A 15,323-nucleotide genomic window follows, 5' to 3' on the forward strand; every position below is an offset into this window, starting at 1 on the left:
GATGAACCTCCTCGGTCGGGACTTCGCAGGAGAACACTGCCCCGCGCCGACGCGCCGGTGAAGGACGGTCGAGGACAACGGCACCGGCCGATGTTGTCCCTCATGGATAAGGCCCGTACCGCGGGGCCCGCCCTACTGTCCCGACCAGCGGCGCACCGAGCGCGCCGCGGTGAGCCGACCGACGGAGGTGGCCCCGGCATGCAGCTGGCCGAAGTGCTGGGTCAGGTCGTCTCGACGGTCAAGGAGCCGGGCCTCGAGGGGCTCACCCTGCTCCTGGTGCGCGATACCGAGGAGCCGAGCGGACCCGGCTACGTCGCGGTCGACGTCGTCGGCGCCGGGGTCGGCGAGATCGTCCTCGTCGCCACCGGCGGGGCCGCCCGGGTCGCGGCGGGCGCCGCGATCCCGACGGACCGCGCGGTGGTCGCCATCGCCGACACCGTCATCCGTTCCGGCGCCGTGACCTACAGCAAGTCCTGACCGAGGGAGACAGACATGGCGACGACTACCACTGCCACGAGTGCGCCCGCCCTGCGCGGCGCGCTGGGCCTGATCGAGACCAAGGGGCTGGTCGGTGCGGTCGAGGCTGCCGACGCCATGGTCAAGGCGGCCAACGTGCAGATCGTGGGACACCGCGAGATCGGCGGCGGCCTGGTCACCGTGATGGTGCGCGGGGACGTCGGGGCGGTGAAGGCGGCCACCGACGCCGGTGCGGTCGCGGCGGGCAAGGCGGGCGAGGTCGTGTCGGTGCACGTGATCCCGCGTCCGCACGACGAGACCGAGGGGATCCTGGCCGTCCTGACCCGCCCGAAGGGCTGAGCGAGCCGACCCTGAGGTGAGACGATGACCGCATCCCAGAATGCGACGCTGGACGCCGACCTGGCCGGGTTGGCGGACGTCCGGGCGAAGGCCCGCGCGGCCCGTCGCGCGTTCGCCGAGCTCGAGGGTGCCGACCAGGAGACCCTGGACCGGTACGTCCGGGCGATGGCGCTGGCGGGCACGAAGGCGGCCGAGGAGCTGGCCCGGCTCGCCGTCGACGAGACCGGCTACGGCGTCTACGAGCACAAGATCTACAAGAACCGCTACAACACCGGCTTCGTCGCGAAGTGGATGCTGGAGCGGCGCGCCGTCGGCGTCCTGTGGGTGGACGACGAGTCCCGGGTGACCGCGATCGGCACGCCGATGGGGGTGATCGCGGGGATCATCCCGGTGACCAACCCGACGTCCACGGCGCTGTTCAAGAGTCTGGCCGCGGTCAAGTCCGGGAACGCCATCGTGCACGCCCCGCACCCCCGTGCGGCGAAGTGCACGCTGCGGGCCGCGGAGATCATGGCCGAGGCGGCGGTCGCCGCAGGCGCGCCCGAGGGGTTGGTCTCCTGCCTGGAGAACCCGACGCTGCCCGCGACCCGGGAGCTGATGCAGCGCGAGGAGATCGCCCTCGTGATGGCCACCGGTGGGCCGGGCATGGTGCGGGCGGCGTACTCGTCGGGCAAGCCGACGATCGCGGTCGGGGCGGGCAACGTGCCCGCCTACGTCGGGGAGAGCGTGCCCGACGCCGCGGAGGCCGCGGAAATGATCATCACGTCGAAGTCCTTCGACAACGGGACCGCCTGTGTCGCCGAGCAGTCCGTCGTGGTGGTCGACGCCGTCGCCGACGAGTTCCTCGCCGCGTTCGAGGCCAAGGGTGCCTACTGGATGAACGTGCCACAGCAGGAGGCGCTGGCCCGTCTGCTGTTCGACGAGCGGGGCGCGATGCGTCCGGCGTCGGTGGGGCAGACCGCGTCGAGGCTGGCGCAGCTGGCCGGGTTCACCGTGCCGAGCTCGACCCGGGTGCTGGCCTGCGAGCTGGACTCGGTCGGTGTCGGCACCCCGCTGTCGCGGGAGATCCTCGGCCCGGTCCTGTCCGTGTACCGGGTCGCCGACCCGGCGGCGGGATGGACGCGGTGCCGGGAGATCCTCGCGCTCGACGGCGAGGGCCACACCACCGCGATCCACGCCTCCGACCCCGAGGAGATCGCCCCGTTCGGCGCGCTGCCCGCGGGCCGGATCGTCATCAACACGCCGGCGCTGTTCGGCGGGATGGGCTACTCGACCGACGTGGACCCCTCGTTCCAGCTGGGGACCGGTTCGTGGAGCGGCTCGATCTGCTCGGACAACGTCACACCCCTGCACCTGATCAACATCAAGCGGATCGCGCACGAGGTCCGGCCCTGGCGGACCGTCTACGACCCCGTGGAGCTGTGAGATGAGGGCCCCGACCGTGCCGGACACCGCCGCGCTGCTCACCGCCGCGGCCGAGCTCGCCGACCGCGGCTCGGCCGCGATCCCCGACGCCGGCCTCGGGCGGCTGCGGGTCGGGGTGGACCTCGGCACGGCGAGCTGCGTGCTCGTCGTCCTCGCCGTGGACGAGGACGGCGCGGACGTCCCGGTCTGGGTCCGGAGCCACCCGTCCGGAGCGCTGCGCGACGGCGTGGTGGTCGACTTCGCGAAGGCCACGTCCGCCGTCCGTCGGCTCAAGGAGGCAGCCGAGGAGGGGCTGGGCGTCGAGCTCGGCTCCGCGGCGACCGCCTATCCGCCCTGCATCCCGGTCAAGGACGCCCGCGCCTGCACCTATGTCTGCGAGTCCGCAGGGTTCGACGAGGTCACCCTCGTCGACGAGGTCAGCGCGGCGCAGCGCACGCTCGAGGTCGTCGACGGCGTGGTCGTGGACGTCGGCGGCGGCTCGACCGGGGTCGGGGTCTTCCGCGGCGGCGAGCTGGTCGCCCTCGACGACCGCGCGGGCGGCGGCCACCATCTCGACCTCATGCTCGCCGGCGCGCTCGGCATCCCCCTCGAGGACGCCGAACCGTACAAGCGGACCCATCCACGCGAGACCTTCCCCCTGCTCGTGCCCGGTCTGCAGCGCATCGCGGAGAACGTGCGCGCGCTGACCGTCGGCGACGAGGAGCTGCCGCTGCACCTGGCGGGCGGCGCACTGATGATCGCCGGCGCGGGGGACGTGCTGGCCGAGTACCTGGAGCGAGAAGTCGTGACCTACCCGCACGCCCTGTTGATCACCCCGATCGGGATCGCGAGGTCGGTGGCGTGAGTACTCCCACCCTGCGCACCTACGCGTTCGTCGACCGGATGCAGCCGCAGTGTGCCGCGCACATCGCCGCCACCAGCCCGGGCGACGTCCCGCTCGCCGGGATGGCCGAGCTCTACATCGAGATGGCCCCGGGCAACGAGGTCTTCCGGGCCGCGGACATCGCGCTCAAGGCCGCCGGGGTCCGCCCGGCCCTGCAGATCATCGAGCGCGAGTTCGGCCTGCTGGAGATCCACTCCGAGCAGCAGGCCGAGGTGCTCGCCTCCGGGCAGGCCATCCTCGACGAGCTGGGCATGACCGAGGCGGACCGGATCAAGCCGTCCATCGCCTCCACCCAGTTCATCACGAACGTGCACCCCTACCAGGCGCAGCTGCTCAACAAGTGGCGCAAGGGATCCATGCTGATGCCGGGGCAGAGCCTGTTCGTCATGGAGGTCGCCCCGGCGGCCTACATCTCCATCGCCGCGAACGAGGCCGAGAAGGCCGCGAACATCACGGTCATCGAGCTGCGCGCGGTCGGGCGCTTCGGCCGGATGTTCCTGTCCGGGACCGAGAGCGAGGTGCAGACCGCGCGGGACGCCGCGGTCGCCGCGCTGGAGGGCATGCACGGTCGGGAGGACAGGCGATGACCGTCTGGGGGGCCGCCGCCGTGGACAGCGCCGCCGACACCGCGGACGGCACGCTGTACGTCGGCCCCCGTGACGTCGTCACCCCGCTGGCCCGGGAGCGGGCGCGGGAGCTGGCGGTGGAGATCGTGGTCGGGTCTCCGGTGCCGCGGCCGGTGTCACAGCCGGTGCCGCAGCCGGTGTCGCAGCCGATGTCACAGCCGCTGTCGCGGCCGGGGGAACCGACGGGGAGCGCGATCGCGTCGGTCCCGCCGCCGAGCGCGGCGCCCGCCCCGGTCCGACCGTCGCCGGTCGGTCGGGTCCCCGACCCGGTGGCGATCTCCGCCCGGCTGGGTTCGCTGCCCCGGCCCATCCGGCCGCCGTCCGGTGCGCTGTTCCGCCGCGGCGCGGCGCTGCCCGCGGCGGTCCGGGTGGACGGCGTCGGCGGACGGGGCTCGTCCGGACGCAACGGCGGCACCGGACGGGTCGTCGTCGTCGGCGCGGGCAACGTCGGCATGATCGCCGCCATGCGGCTGGCCGACGCCGACGTGTTCGACGAGGTCGTCCTCGTCGACATCGACGAGGGCCGCGCCGCGGGCGTGGCCCTGGACCTCACCCACACCGCCGCGCTGGGCCGCTTCGCCACCCGCGTCCGCGGGGTGGGCTCGGTGGAGGCCGCCGGACCCGCCGACTACGTGATCATCACGGCCGGGAGGCCCCGCACGCCGGGGATGAGCCGGTCCGACCTGATCAGCACGAACGCCGCGATCGTCGGGGACGTCGCGGGCCGGGTGGCCACCACCTCCCCGCGCGCGGTGATCGTCGTCGTCACCAACCCCCTCGACGAGATGACCCAGCACGCCTGGGTGGCCTCCGGGTTCCCCGCCCAGCGGGTGGTCGGCATGGCCGGGGTGCTCGACACCGCCCGGTTCCAGGCGCTGGCCTCCCTCACCGGGGTCGCGCGCGCCGACCGGATCCACGCCTGGGCGCTGGGCAGCCACGGCGAGGAGATGGTCATCCCGCTCTCGCAGGCCACCGCCGAGGGGCGGCCGATCACGTCGGCGATCCCGGCCGCCGAGCTCGACGCGATCGTCGACCGCGCCCGCGGGTCCGGGGCCGAGGTCGTCGGCCTGCTGAAGTCCGGCAGCGCGTTCATGGCGCCGGGCATGTCCGCGGCGCGCATGGTGCTCGCGATGAACGCCGACAGCGGCGAGGTCATGCCCGCCGCGGTCCTCGCGGACGGCAGCTACGGCATCCGAGACGTCTACGTGGGCCTGCCCGCGCGGCTCGGCCGCGCCGGGGTCCGGGAGATCGTCCAGCTGGACCTGCAGCCTGCGGAGCTGGCGGCGCTGCGGGACGCGGCCGAGCGGATCCGCGAACGACTCGAGCAGCTCGCCCGGGCCTCGTGATGAAGGCCGTCCTGTTCGCGGGCGACGGGCGGGTGTCCGTCGAGTCGGTCGGCGAACCCCTGATCGTCGACCCGGGAGACGCCGTCGTCCGGGTCCGCCGGGCCGCCGTGTGCGGGACGGACCTGCACACGGTGGCCCACGCCGCGCACGTCCCGCGGGGGACGGTGCTGGGGCACGAGTTCGTCGGCGAGATCGCCGAGGTGGGCCCGGCGGTGCGCGGGCATCGCCGCGGCGACGTCGTCGTCGGGGCGGACTTCACCGCGTGCGGCACGTGCTGGTGGTGCCGCCGGGGTGATCACTGGGAGTGCGCCGAGCGGCGCTTCTTCGGCACCGGCGAGAGCTTCGGCCCACCGCTGGCGGGTGCGCAGGCGGAGTTCGTCCGGGTGCCGTTCGCCGACACGGTGCTGCGTCCGGTCCCCGCCGGGGTGGGCCTCGACGCCGCGGTGTTCCTCGGGGACACCCTGGCCACCGGGTACGCGGCGGTGCGCCGCGCCGAGCTCCTGCCCGGGGACACCGTCGTCGTGGTCGGGGGCGGCCCGGTCGGCCAGCTCGCCGCCCTGGCCGCCCAGGCCTGCGGGGCGGGCGTGGTCGTGCTCGTCGAGCCCGTGGACGCGCGCCGCGAGCTCGCGGGCCGCCACGGCTCGGTCACCGCCGAGCCGGACGCCGCGCGGGCCGTGGTCGACCAGGTCACGGACGGGCGGGGGGCGGACACCGTGATCGACGCGATCGGCGGACCGCGTGGCCTGGAGACCGCGTTCGCCCTGGTCCGGCGCCGCGGCGGGATCGTGTCGGTGGGCGTGCACACCGACACCTGGCCGATGCCCGCCGGGCGGGCCTTCGCCGACGAGCTCACCCTGCGGTTCGCCATCGGCGACCTGATGCGAGACGGCGAGCAGCTGGTGGCGCTGGTCCGCTCCGGCGCGATCGACCCGACCGTCGTCGCCTCGGAGACCGTGCCGCTGGACGCGGCGCCGGACGCGTATCGGCGGATGGCCGAGCGCCGTACGCTCAAGTCGCTGATCAGTTTCTAACCCGCCCCGTGGAGGTGGTGGAGTTGGCCGTCGAGTCCGCCGATGTCACCCTCCCCGCGGACGCGGGTCGGGGTGACCGGACGAGCGACAAGACGTGGCGGGGGCTGCTGGGGCTCCTGGAGACCGTCCCGACCGACCTGGCCGAGGCCGCGGGGGACCTCGCGGCGAGCGCGTCGCTGCTCGCGGGCACGCCCGTCACGGTCGCGGGCTGGATGGACCGGCGGTGGCGCAAGCTCGCCGGCTCCGGGACCGGCTTCGCGGGCCTGCCTCGGGGTGGGCCGCCACGCGTCGACACCACGATCGACCGCGCAGGTCTCATCGCCTGCGGGCCGGGTCCGGTCGCCCTCTGCTGGGACCCCGACGACCCGGTCGACGCCGCGACGCGCGGCGCCCTCCGCCAGGGGTGCGTCTGGTTGAGCCTGCTGGTGATGGGGCAGGCGGCCGGCAGCGAGGCCGACGTGGTCACCGTCGAGGCCGAGGTCATCCAGGAGGTCTCGCGCCAGCTGCTCTCCGAGCGGGACGTCGACCAGCTGCTGCGCTCCATCAGCGAACGGACGCTGCGGCTGCTGGAGTCCGACATCTGCGGGGTCATGCTCCGCGAGGAGGACGTCGTCCGCATGCGGGCCTGCGTGGGCAACCGCGCCTCGGAGACGGCCCGCCTGCGGATGCACCGCGGCCAGGGGGTCGCAGGCCTCGTCTTCCTCACCGGCGAACCCGCCAAGGTGGACAGCTACCTCGAGGACTCGACGATCAGCCGCGACTTCATGTCGCTGGCCGCGAAGGAGGAGGCCCGTTCGGCGCTGGCGGTCCCGCTGCGGCTGCACGGCGAGCTGATCGGCGTCCTCGAGGTCTGGCGCCGCCGAGAGTCGATCTTCACCGAGCGGGACATCCGGCGGATGGTGATCCTCGCCGACTTCGCCACCATCGCGATCGACAACGCGCGGCTGCACGACGAGCAGGCCCAGGCCGTCGCGGAGACGGCCCGCGCCCGGGACGCGCTCCAACAGCAGGTCGCCGTCCTGAACCGGACCTCGGCGCTGCAGAAGGAGCTGCTGAGCACCGTGATCGGGGGCGGCGGGCTCCCCGCCATCGCGCGCACCGTCGCCGCGGAGCTGGACACCGAGATCGGCGTCTACGGTCCGGACGGCGGCCTGGTCGCCTCGCACAGCGGCCGTCGCCTGGTGACCTCGCTCCCCGCCTGCGTGCCGCCCGTCGCCGGGGGCGGCCGTCCGCGCACCGTGACCCGCAGCGGCACCCTGTGGGCGCGGCCCGTCCACGCCGACGGGGACCAGGTCGGGCACGTGATCCTGCTCCAGGACGGCCAGTCGGACGACATGATGGACACCGTCGCCACCCAGGTGGCCATGGCGTGTTCCCTGGCGCTGCTGCGCGAGCGCGCGGCGAGCCGGGCCCGCGCCGAGGCGGCGGAGCAGGTCCTCTGGGACCTGCTGGGCGGTCCGGTGGAGCACCGGCTCGCCGCCCGGACCCGCGCCCAGCAGCTCGGCATCGGGCTCGGCGGCGGCCTCCGGGTGCTGCACGGCCGGGTCGAGAACGTCGCGGACCTCGCGGCCGAGCACGGCTGGGACACCTCCCAGACCGACCGGCTGCGGCGCCAGGTGCTGCGCACGGTGCGCACCCTCGAGGGCCGCGGGCTGGCGCTGGCCAGCCTGCGGGGCGACACCGTGGTGGCCGTCGCCGCCGACCTGGACCGGGTCGGGGCCAAGGAGCTCGTCACCGCCTACTCCACGGCCGTCCACCAGGAGTGGCCGCAGCTCGAGATGACCTGGGGGATCAGCCGCGAGCACCACGAGGTCCTCGACCTGCCGAGCGCGCTCAACGAGGCGCGGACGGCCCTGGCCGCCGCCAAGCGGCTCGGTGGCGAGAGCGTCCTGCTCTACGAGGAGCTGGGCATCGTCCGGCTGCTGCTCGGCTCGGGGGACGACCCCGACCTGCAGACCTTCATCGAGGAGGTCACCGGCCCGCTGCTCGCCTACGACCGGGACAACGACGGTTCCCTGATCCGCACGCTGCGCGCGTTCTTCGACGCGGACTGCTCCCAACGGGTCGCCGCCGAGCGCCTCTACGTGCACCACAAGACCCTGCGGTACCGCCTGGAGCGGATCCGCCAGCTCACCGGCCTGGACCTCAGCAGGCACGAGGACCGGATGCGGGCGGACTTCGCGCTGCGCCTGATGCAGGTCAACCAGGCCGTCCAGGCCGACGGCACGCCGGACGACGGGTTCCCGGACCTGCGGCCCGAGCCGACCTGACCGACCCCGGTCCGGCCGGGGTCACTCGTCCGGCGAGACCGGGACCACCGCCTGCGCCACGATCCCCTCGGTCTCGCCGTGCGGGCGGGGGATGATGTGGCTGCTGTAGAGTTCGCCGACCTGCGCGGCCGCCGTGCGGCCCGCGTCGATCGCGGCCTTGACCGCTCCGACGTCGCCTCGGACGAGCACCGACACCTGCCCGTTGCGCAGCGTGCGGTACCCCTCGATCTGCACGTTCGCGGCCTTCACCATGGCGTCGGCGGCCTCGAGCGCGCCCACGAGTCCCTTGGTCTCGATCATGCCCAGGGCGCCACCGGCCCGCCGTTCGACTGCCATCGATCTTCCTCCTGGTGACGGCGCTCGCCGGACGGACCGCCGTGTCCGTCCTGACCGTCGACGGTAGTGCGCGGGACACCGCTCGCCGTTGTCCCCGCGGGACAGCAGGCGAGGGCGGCACTGTCCACGGGAGAGGGGACGGGCGGCCGATCTCCACAGCAGACCCACAGCCGGGGCACAACGGATCGACACCGGGCCGGGCGAGGCTCGTGCCACGGCACGCGGGTCCCCGCGTCGCTCCCCGACGCGTCGAAGGTGGTCACGGTGGGCGTCACACTGGACGAGCGGCACGAGCCCGGACCGGCGGCACCGCCCGCCCGGCCCGGGCGACCGCGGTGGGAGCGGCCCGTGCTGGGGGCGCTGCTGGCGGGGACCGCGGTCCTGTACCTGTGGAACCTCGGCGCCACCGGCTACGGCAACTCGTTCTACGCGGCCGCGGTGCAGGCGGGGACGCGCAGCTGGACGGCCCTGTTCTTCGGCTCGCTGGACCCGGAGAACCTGATCACGGTCGACAAGCCGCCCGCCTCGCTGTGGGTGATGGAGCTGTCCACCCGGCTGTTCGGGTTCTCCTCGTGGGCGATGCTGGTGCCGCAGGCACTGATGGCCGTCGCCGCGGTCGCGCTGCTGTGGGCGACCGTCCGGCGGGTGGCCGGGCCGGGTGCGGGACTGCTCGCCGGGGCGCTGCTGGCCCTGACCCCCGTCGCGGCGTTGATGTTCAAGTACGACAACCCGGACGCGCTGCTGGTGCTGCTGCTGGTCGTGGCCGGGTACTGCATGGTGCGGGCGCTGGAGCGGGCGAGCACCCGGTGGATCCTGCTCGCCGGGCTGGCGATCGGGTTCGCGTTCCTGGCCAAGGAGCTGCAGGCCTTCCTGGTCGTCCCGGGGCTGGCGCTCGCCTACCTGTGGGCGGCGCCCACGGCGCTCCGCAGGCGGATCGCGCAGCTCCTCGGCGCGGGGGCGGCGATCGTGGTCGGTGCGGGCTGGTGGGTGCTCGCGGTCGCGCTGTGGCCCGCGGCCGCCCGCCCGTACATCGGCGGTTCGACGAACGACAGCGAGCTCGGCCGGGCCTTCGGCTACAACGGCCTCGGCCGGATCTTCGGCCAGGGCCTGTTCGGCGGCCGCGGGGGAGGCGCTGCGGCCGCCGAGGCCGCCGCCGACGCCGCGGGCGGGCCCGGCGGCCGCGGTGGCGTCGGCGACTTCGGCGGCTTCGGTGGGATGGGGGGCCAGGCCGGGATCCTGCGGATGTTCGAGTCCCAGGTCGGCGGACAGGTCTCCTGGCTGCTCCCGGCGGCGCTGATCCTGCTGGTGGCCGGGCTGTGGTTCACCCGGCGGAGTCCGCGCACCGACCTCACCCGGGCCGCGTTGCTGCTCTGGGGTGGCTGGACCGTGGTCGGCGCGGTGGTGCTCAGCCTCATGCAGGGCACCTTCCACCCGTACTACACGCTCGTGCTGGTGCCCGGCATCGTCGGGCTCGTGGTGGTGGGCGGCAGGCAGGCCTGGCTCGCCCAGGCGACGCTCCTCGGGAGGCTCGTCCTCTCCGGCACCACCGTGGTGACGGCGGTGTGGTCCTTCGTGCTGCTGGACCGGACCCCGCAGTTCCTGCCGTGGCTGCGCTGGACGGTCCTGCTGCTCGGTGTGGTGGTCGGGCTCCTGCTGTGGATCGTGCTCGCGATCCCGTCGGCCCTGCGGGGACGGCTCGGGGCCGCGGTGCTGGCCGCCGCCGTCGTGGTCGGCGTGGCCGGTCCGGCCGCCTACGCCGTCGAGACGGCGCTGACCCCCCACCGCGGTGGCGGCGTGACCGCGGGCCCGGCCGTCGCCACGGGCGGCGCCGCCTTCCGTGCGGCCGGGGGAGCGGCGACCGCCGCCGGTCGGGCGCGGCTCGCCGCCGGTGGCGGTGGGTTCGGTGACGCCGTCCCGAACGGACAGGTCGCGACGCTGCTGGAGACCGCGGGGACGCGCTGGTCGGCGGCCACCGTCGGCTCGTCGGCCGCGGCCTCGCTGGAGCTGGCGAGCGGCACCGCGGTGATGGCCGTCGGCGGGTTCACCGGGTCCGACCGCGCGCCCACGCTGGCCGAGTTCCAGGCCGACGTCCAGGCCGGGCTCGTCCACTACCTCGTCCTTCCCGAGGGCGGGGGCACCCGGGGCGGCGGAGTGGGTGCGGCCATCACCCAGTGGGTCCAGCAGCACTACGCTGCCGACACGGTCGGCGGACAGACCGTCTACGACCTGACCGCCCGATGAGCCGGACCCGTCGACCTGCACCGCAGGCCCGTCCGGAGCAGACTCGGCGACGGCGCCGACGAGGGCGCCGACCGTTCGACTCAGGAGGTCACGATGGGGATCATCGTCGCGCTGTTGGTGCTGTGGCTGGTCGTCGTGGTTGTCGGATTCATCGTGAAGTCGCTGTTCTGGCTCGCGATCGTGGGCATCGTCCTGTTCGTGGCGACCGGTGTCGTCGGGGCGGTCCGCCGCCGTGCGATGCGCTGACGACCCGGCGGTGAGTGCGCTCGCGGCGGTCCCGCCGCTGACCTGGGCACGGGTCGGGACGGCGTGGCGGTTCGAGCCGGGCGTCGTCGCGGTGGCGGCCGTGCTGGGCGGCGGCTACGCGGCCGGTGTGCGGCGGCGTCCGGGCTGGCCGCGGTCCCGGTCGTGGTGCGCGGCGGTGGCGGTGGCGCTGCTGCTGGTGATCGGGTGCTCGTTCCTCGGTGTGTACTCCGACGTGCTGTTCTGGGTGCGGGCCACGCAGAACATCCTGCTGCTGATGGTCGTCCCGATGCTGCTGGCCGCCGCCGCGCCGCTGACCCTGCTGGCGGCCACGATGCCCGCCGGGGCGCGGCGGCGGTGCAGCCGGGTGCTGCACTCCCGACCGGCGGTGTGGGCGACCCTGCCGCCGGTGGTGTCGCTGGTGCTGGTGGTGCCCATCCTGGTGCTCTACCTCAGCCCGCTCTACGAGCAGACCCTGCGCAGCGCCGCCGTGTCGGCGGTCGCGGGCACCGTGCTCGCGCTGTCGGGGTTCGTGTACTTCTGGACGCGCTTTCGCATCGATCCCGTCCCGCGTGCGGGGTCGCACCTGGTCACCTTGGCGATCACGATCGTCGAGATGATCGGGGACGCGGTGCTCGGGCTCGTCGTGTGGCTCGGCCCGTTGATCGCGGTCGGCTTCTACGCCGCGCTCGGCAGGCAGTGGGGGCCGGACCTGCGGACCGACCAGGTCCTCGGGGCCGGCGTGCTGTGGGCGGGTGGTGACGTCGTGGGTCTGCCGTTCATCGGCGTCGTGGTCGCCCGGATGGCCCGCGAGGACGAGGCCCACGGCCGCCGGGTGGACGCCGAGCTGGACCGGGCGGCCGCGGCAGCCGAGACCGAGACCGAGCCCGAGGCGGGCCCGGTCCCGTCGCGGCTGTGGTGGGAGGACGACCCGCAGCTCGCCGACCGCTTCCGGCGCCCGCTGCCGTGACCCGGCCGCGTCTTGCCGTGCGTTAACCCGCCGCTGACCGAACGGTGGGGACGCCGCTCCTACCCTCCGGCACGGGTGATCGGCGACGGGAGGTCGGGCATGGGGTCCGGGTGTCGGGACGGGAGCAGGCGCGGCCTGCCGCGGCGGGCGTTCGTGGGGTTGCTGGGCCTCGGCCTGGCCGCCTGCTCGGCGCCCGCGACCGGCGGCGGGCAGCCGGCCGGAGGCCCCACACCGGCGGCCCCGGCGGTCCCGGCGCTGCCGCCGATCCCCGCCGCGGTGCCCGGTCGGTCGACGACGGTCTCCTCCGGTCCGGCCGACGGCTCCCGGGTCGCCCTGACCGTGGACGACGGGACCTGCGCGGACTGCGTGGCGGGGTACGTCGAGTTCGCGCGCCGGACGGGGACCCACCTGACCTTCAGCCCCAACGGCACCTACGCGCGGGAGTGGGAGCCGCACGCCGCGGTCCTGGCCCCGCTGGTCGCGGCCGGTCAGGTCCAGGTCATGAACCACACCTTCACCCATCCGAAGCTGACCACGCTGGCCGACGGGGACGTCCGCGCCGAGCTCGCCCGCAACGAGGACTGGGTGCAGCGGGTCTTCGGCATCACGACCCGGCCGTACTACCGCCCGCCGTACGGCCTGCACGACGCGCGGGTCGACGGCGTCGCGGCGGACGCCGGCTGGACCCGCTCCGTGTTGTGGAACGGCTCCTACTCGGACTCGACGACCATCACCCCCGAGTTCCTGATGTCGCAGGCGGAGAAGTACCTCACGCCGGGGCGGATCGTGCTCGGCCACGCGAACCACTCCACGGTGCTCGGCCTGTTCGACCAGATCACGGACCTGATCCGGCAGCGGGGGCTCACGCCGGTGACCCTCGACGAGATGTTCGGGACCAGCCGTGCCACCGGCACCGCCTGAGCGCGGGCGGCGCCGGGTCCCCCTCCTGCGGGTGGCGGTCGCGGCGCTGTCCGCGCTGGTCCTGGTCCTGACCGGCTACGGCTGGTCGGTGTACCACTCGTTGACGGGCTCGCTCGCGACCAGCGACGTGCTCAGCGGCGCCCGGTCGGCCGACGGCGCGACGGACATCCTGCTCGTGGGCCTCGACAGCCGCACCGACGGGCACGGGAACCCGCTGCCACAGCAGGTGCTCGACGAGCTGAACGCGGGCAGCGACACCGGCACCCTGAACACCGACACGCTGATCCTGGTGCGGATCCCGGACGACCCGGGCGCGCAGGCCACCGCGATCTCGATCCCGCGCGACTCCTACGTGGACATCCCCGGCTACGGCCGGCATAAGATCAACTCGGCCTACGCGCGGGCCCGCACCGACGCCCTCGCCCGGCTCGGCGCGTCCGGGGTCCAGGGCGCCGACCTGACGACGCAGGCCGACCAGGCGGGCAGGCGGGAGCTGGTCGACACCGTCGAGCAGCTCACCGGCGCCTCGGTGGACCACTTCGCCGAGATCAACCTCGTGGGGTTCGCGGAGATCACCGACGTGCTGGGCGGGGTGCCGGTGTGCCTGAAGGCGCCCGCCCGCGACAGCTACTCGGGGGTGGACCTGCCCGCGGGTCCGCAGACCCTGCAGGGGGCGCAGGCGCTGGCCTTCGTGCGCCAGCGCCACGGCCTGCCGCGCGGTGACCTCGACCGGATCGTGCGACAGCAGGCGTTCATGGCGGGGCTGGCCCACGAGCTGCTGTCCGCACACACGCTGGCCGATCCCGGGACGCTGTCGCGGCTGGTCGCGGCGGTGGACCGGTACGTCGTCCTCGACCAGGGCTGGGACGTGCTGGGATTCGCCACCCAGGCCCAGGGCCTGTCGGGTGGGAACATCGACTTCCGCACCATCCCCACCGGCAGCCTCGCGCTGCGGACCCCGTCCGACGGCGAGGCGGTGCAGGTCGACCCGTCGGCCGTGCGCGCGTTCGTCGCGGGGCTCACCGCGCCCACCACCGGCTCGGACGACCCGGTACCGGCGGCGCCCGGGCTGGGCGGCACCACCGTGGACACGCTGAACGGCACCACCCGCACCGGCCTCGCCGCCCAGGTCGAGGCGTTGGCGGTGGCCGACGGTGCGACCGCGGGCAGCACCGCCACCACGGGGGCGACCCGCACGTCCAGCGTCCGTGCGCACACCGCCGCGGACCCCGCGGCCGCGGTGCTGGCGGGCGACCTCGGCGGGATCCCGGTCGTCGCGGACCCCTCGGTGCCCGCACACCGGCTCGTGGTCCGGCTGGGCGCCGACTACACCGCGCCCACCGCGCCCACTGCACCCACCGCGCCCCCGGGCGCGGCGACCCCACCGGCGACCCCACCGCTGACGGCGGCGGGCGTGCCCTGCGTGAACTAGCGCGCGACCGCCTGCTCCTCCAGGTCCGACGCTCGGGTCGTCCGCGGACGCACGAGGGTGACGCAGAGGGCGAGCCAGGCCGCGCCGAGCAGCCAGCCCGCCAGGACGTCGGTGAGCCAGTGGGCGCCGAGGTAGAGCCTGCTGAACCCGATGATCAGCGTGCCGAGGACCGCGCAGGCCGCGACCAGGGCCCGGGCGGTGGCCGAGCGGAGCCCGAGGACCGCCACGACGGCCAGCACGCCGAGCACGACGGCGGAGCCGAGCGCGTGCCCCGAGGGCAGCGAGTAGGTGGTCTCCACGGTGAGGCGGACCCCGAGCGGTGGGCGTTCGCGCTGGTAGAGGTTCTTCGTGAGGGTCACGAGCAGCCCGGCGCCCGCGGCCGCGACGACGACGAGGAGCGCGTGGCGCATCCGCTGCCGCACGAGCAGGACGAGCGCCCCCGCCGCCGCCAGCACCGTCATGCCGAGGGTGCCGCCCACGGTGCTGACCGCGCGCAGGAGGGTGTCGAGCCCGGGGGTGCGATGGGCGACGAGCCACGCGAGCACGGGGGCGTCGGCCCAGGCGAGCGGTGCCGGGTCGGCGACGGCGTCGACGACCCCGGCGTACAGCGCGAAGCAGACGGCGGCGACACCGAGGCCGGCGAGCACGCCGGGCGGCACGCGGCGCCGCAGCGCGACCACGGCGACCAGCCAGGCGGCCATCAGCGACAGGCCGAGGACCAGGGTCGCGTCCGCGGTGCTCATCGCGCGGTCCCGGCGACGAGGGCCCGTCCGCGGGTCGAAC

The 15,323-nt window shown here is 74.7% G+C and carries 15 protein-coding genes; 13 read left to right on the plus strand and 2 right to left on the minus strand.

The window, feature by feature from the left end:
* The first annotated feature begins 198 nt into the window (after positions 1–198).
* The 8 genes from L3X23_RS02155 to L3X23_RS02190 are packed head-to-tail and all read left to right on the plus strand — an operon-like array spanning position 199 to position 8,397.
* Positions 199–477 (plus strand): EutN/CcmL family microcompartment protein, encoded by a 279-nt coding sequence (locus L3X23_RS02155; RefSeq protein WP_237190382.1) that lies wholly within the window; start codon positions 199–201, stop codon positions 475–477.
* A gap of 15 nt (positions 478–492) precedes the next feature.
* Positions 493–816, plus strand: a complete 324-nt coding sequence (locus L3X23_RS02160; protein ID WP_237190384.1) for a BMC domain-containing protein — start codon at positions 493–495, stop codon at positions 814–816.
* A gap of 24 nt (positions 817–840) precedes the next feature.
* Entirely contained in the window at positions 841–2,241 is a 1,401-nt protein-coding gene (locus tag L3X23_RS02165) for an aldehyde dehydrogenase family protein (protein WP_237190386.1), read from the plus strand.
* 1 nt (position 2,242) lies between these two features.
* The gene (gene eutJ, locus L3X23_RS02170) at positions 2,243–3,085 is read left to right on the plus strand and encodes an ethanolamine utilization protein EutJ (protein WP_237190388.1); all 843 of its coding nucleotides are present in this window, start codon (positions 2,243–2,245) and stop codon (positions 3,083–3,085) included.
* Positions 3,082–3,711, plus strand: a complete 630-nt coding sequence (locus L3X23_RS02175) for a BMC domain-containing protein (RefSeq protein ID WP_237190393.1) — start codon at positions 3,082–3,084, stop codon at positions 3,709–3,711. Before eutJ ends, L3X23_RS02175 begins: the two co-directional genes overlap by 4 nt.
* A complete protein-coding gene (locus tag L3X23_RS02180; protein WP_237190402.1) occupies positions 3,708–5,096 on the plus strand; it encodes a malate dehydrogenase in 1,389 nt (462 codons plus the stop codon). Before L3X23_RS02175 ends, L3X23_RS02180 begins: the two co-directional genes overlap by 4 nt.
* On the plus strand, positions 5,096–6,127 hold the full coding sequence (locus L3X23_RS02185) for an alcohol dehydrogenase catalytic domain-containing protein (RefSeq protein WP_237190411.1): 1,032 nt from the start codon (positions 5,096–5,098) through the stop codon (positions 6,125–6,127). Before L3X23_RS02180 ends, L3X23_RS02185 begins: the two co-directional genes overlap by 1 nt.
* 23 nt (positions 6,128–6,150) lie before the next feature.
* On the plus strand, positions 6,151–8,397 hold the full coding sequence (locus L3X23_RS02190) for a helix-turn-helix domain-containing protein (RefSeq protein WP_237190413.1): 2,247 nt from the start codon (positions 6,151–6,153) through the stop codon (positions 8,395–8,397).
* Between the two features lie 21 nt (positions 8,398–8,418).
* Here L3X23_RS02190 and L3X23_RS02195 read toward each other — a convergent pair whose 3' ends face one another.
* Positions 8,419–8,733: a BMC domain-containing protein gene (locus L3X23_RS02195; protein ID WP_237190415.1), complete on the minus strand. Its 315-nt coding sequence runs from the start codon at positions 8,731–8,733 to the stop codon at positions 8,419–8,421.
* Positions 8,734–8,988: 255 nt separating this feature from the next.
* Here L3X23_RS02195 and L3X23_RS02200 point away from each other — a divergent pair, with 255 nt between their 5' ends.
* The 5 genes from L3X23_RS02200 (at position 8,989) to L3X23_RS02220 (ending at position 14,540) form a co-directional block, all read left to right on the plus strand.
* On the plus strand, positions 8,989–10,974 hold the full coding sequence (locus L3X23_RS02200; RefSeq protein WP_374204810.1) for a glycosyltransferase family 39 protein: 1,986 nt from the start codon (positions 8,989–8,991) through the stop codon (positions 10,972–10,974).
* A 93-nt stretch (positions 10,975–11,067) separates the two neighbouring features.
* The gene (locus tag L3X23_RS02205) at positions 11,068–11,220 is read left to right on the plus strand and encodes a hypothetical protein (RefSeq protein ID WP_093087929.1); all 153 of its coding nucleotides are present in this window, start codon (positions 11,068–11,070) and stop codon (positions 11,218–11,220) included.
* A 10-nt stretch (positions 11,221–11,230) separates the two neighbouring features.
* Positions 11,231–12,187, plus strand: a complete 957-nt coding sequence (locus L3X23_RS02210; protein WP_237190417.1) for a cytochrome c oxidase assembly protein — start codon at positions 11,231–11,233, stop codon at positions 12,185–12,187.
* A gap of 99 nt (positions 12,188–12,286) precedes the next feature.
* Positions 12,287–13,108, plus strand: coding sequence for a polysaccharide deacetylase family protein (locus tag L3X23_RS02215; RefSeq protein ID WP_237190419.1), 822 nt, complete (start codon positions 12,287–12,289; stop codon positions 13,106–13,108).
* The gene (locus L3X23_RS02220) at positions 13,089–14,540 is read left to right on the plus strand and encodes an LCP family protein (protein WP_237190421.1); all 1,452 of its coding nucleotides are present in this window, start codon (positions 13,089–13,091) and stop codon (positions 14,538–14,540) included. Before L3X23_RS02215 ends, L3X23_RS02220 begins: the two co-directional genes overlap by 20 nt.
* Here the strand turns inward: L3X23_RS02220 and L3X23_RS02225 are convergent.
* Complete coding sequence (locus L3X23_RS02225) at positions 14,537–15,283, minus strand: phosphatase PAP2 family protein (protein ID WP_237190423.1); 747 nt, start codon at positions 15,281–15,283, stop codon at positions 14,537–14,539. The two genes, L3X23_RS02220 and L3X23_RS02225, sit on opposite strands and share 4 nt — an antisense overlap.
* Between the last annotated feature and the right edge of the window lie 40 nt (positions 15,284–15,323).

Source organism: Pseudonocardia sp. WMMC193, assembly GCF_021728735.1.
Classification (GTDB): Bacteria; Actinomycetota; Actinomycetes; order Mycobacteriales; family Pseudonocardiaceae; genus Pseudonocardia; species Pseudonocardia oroxyli.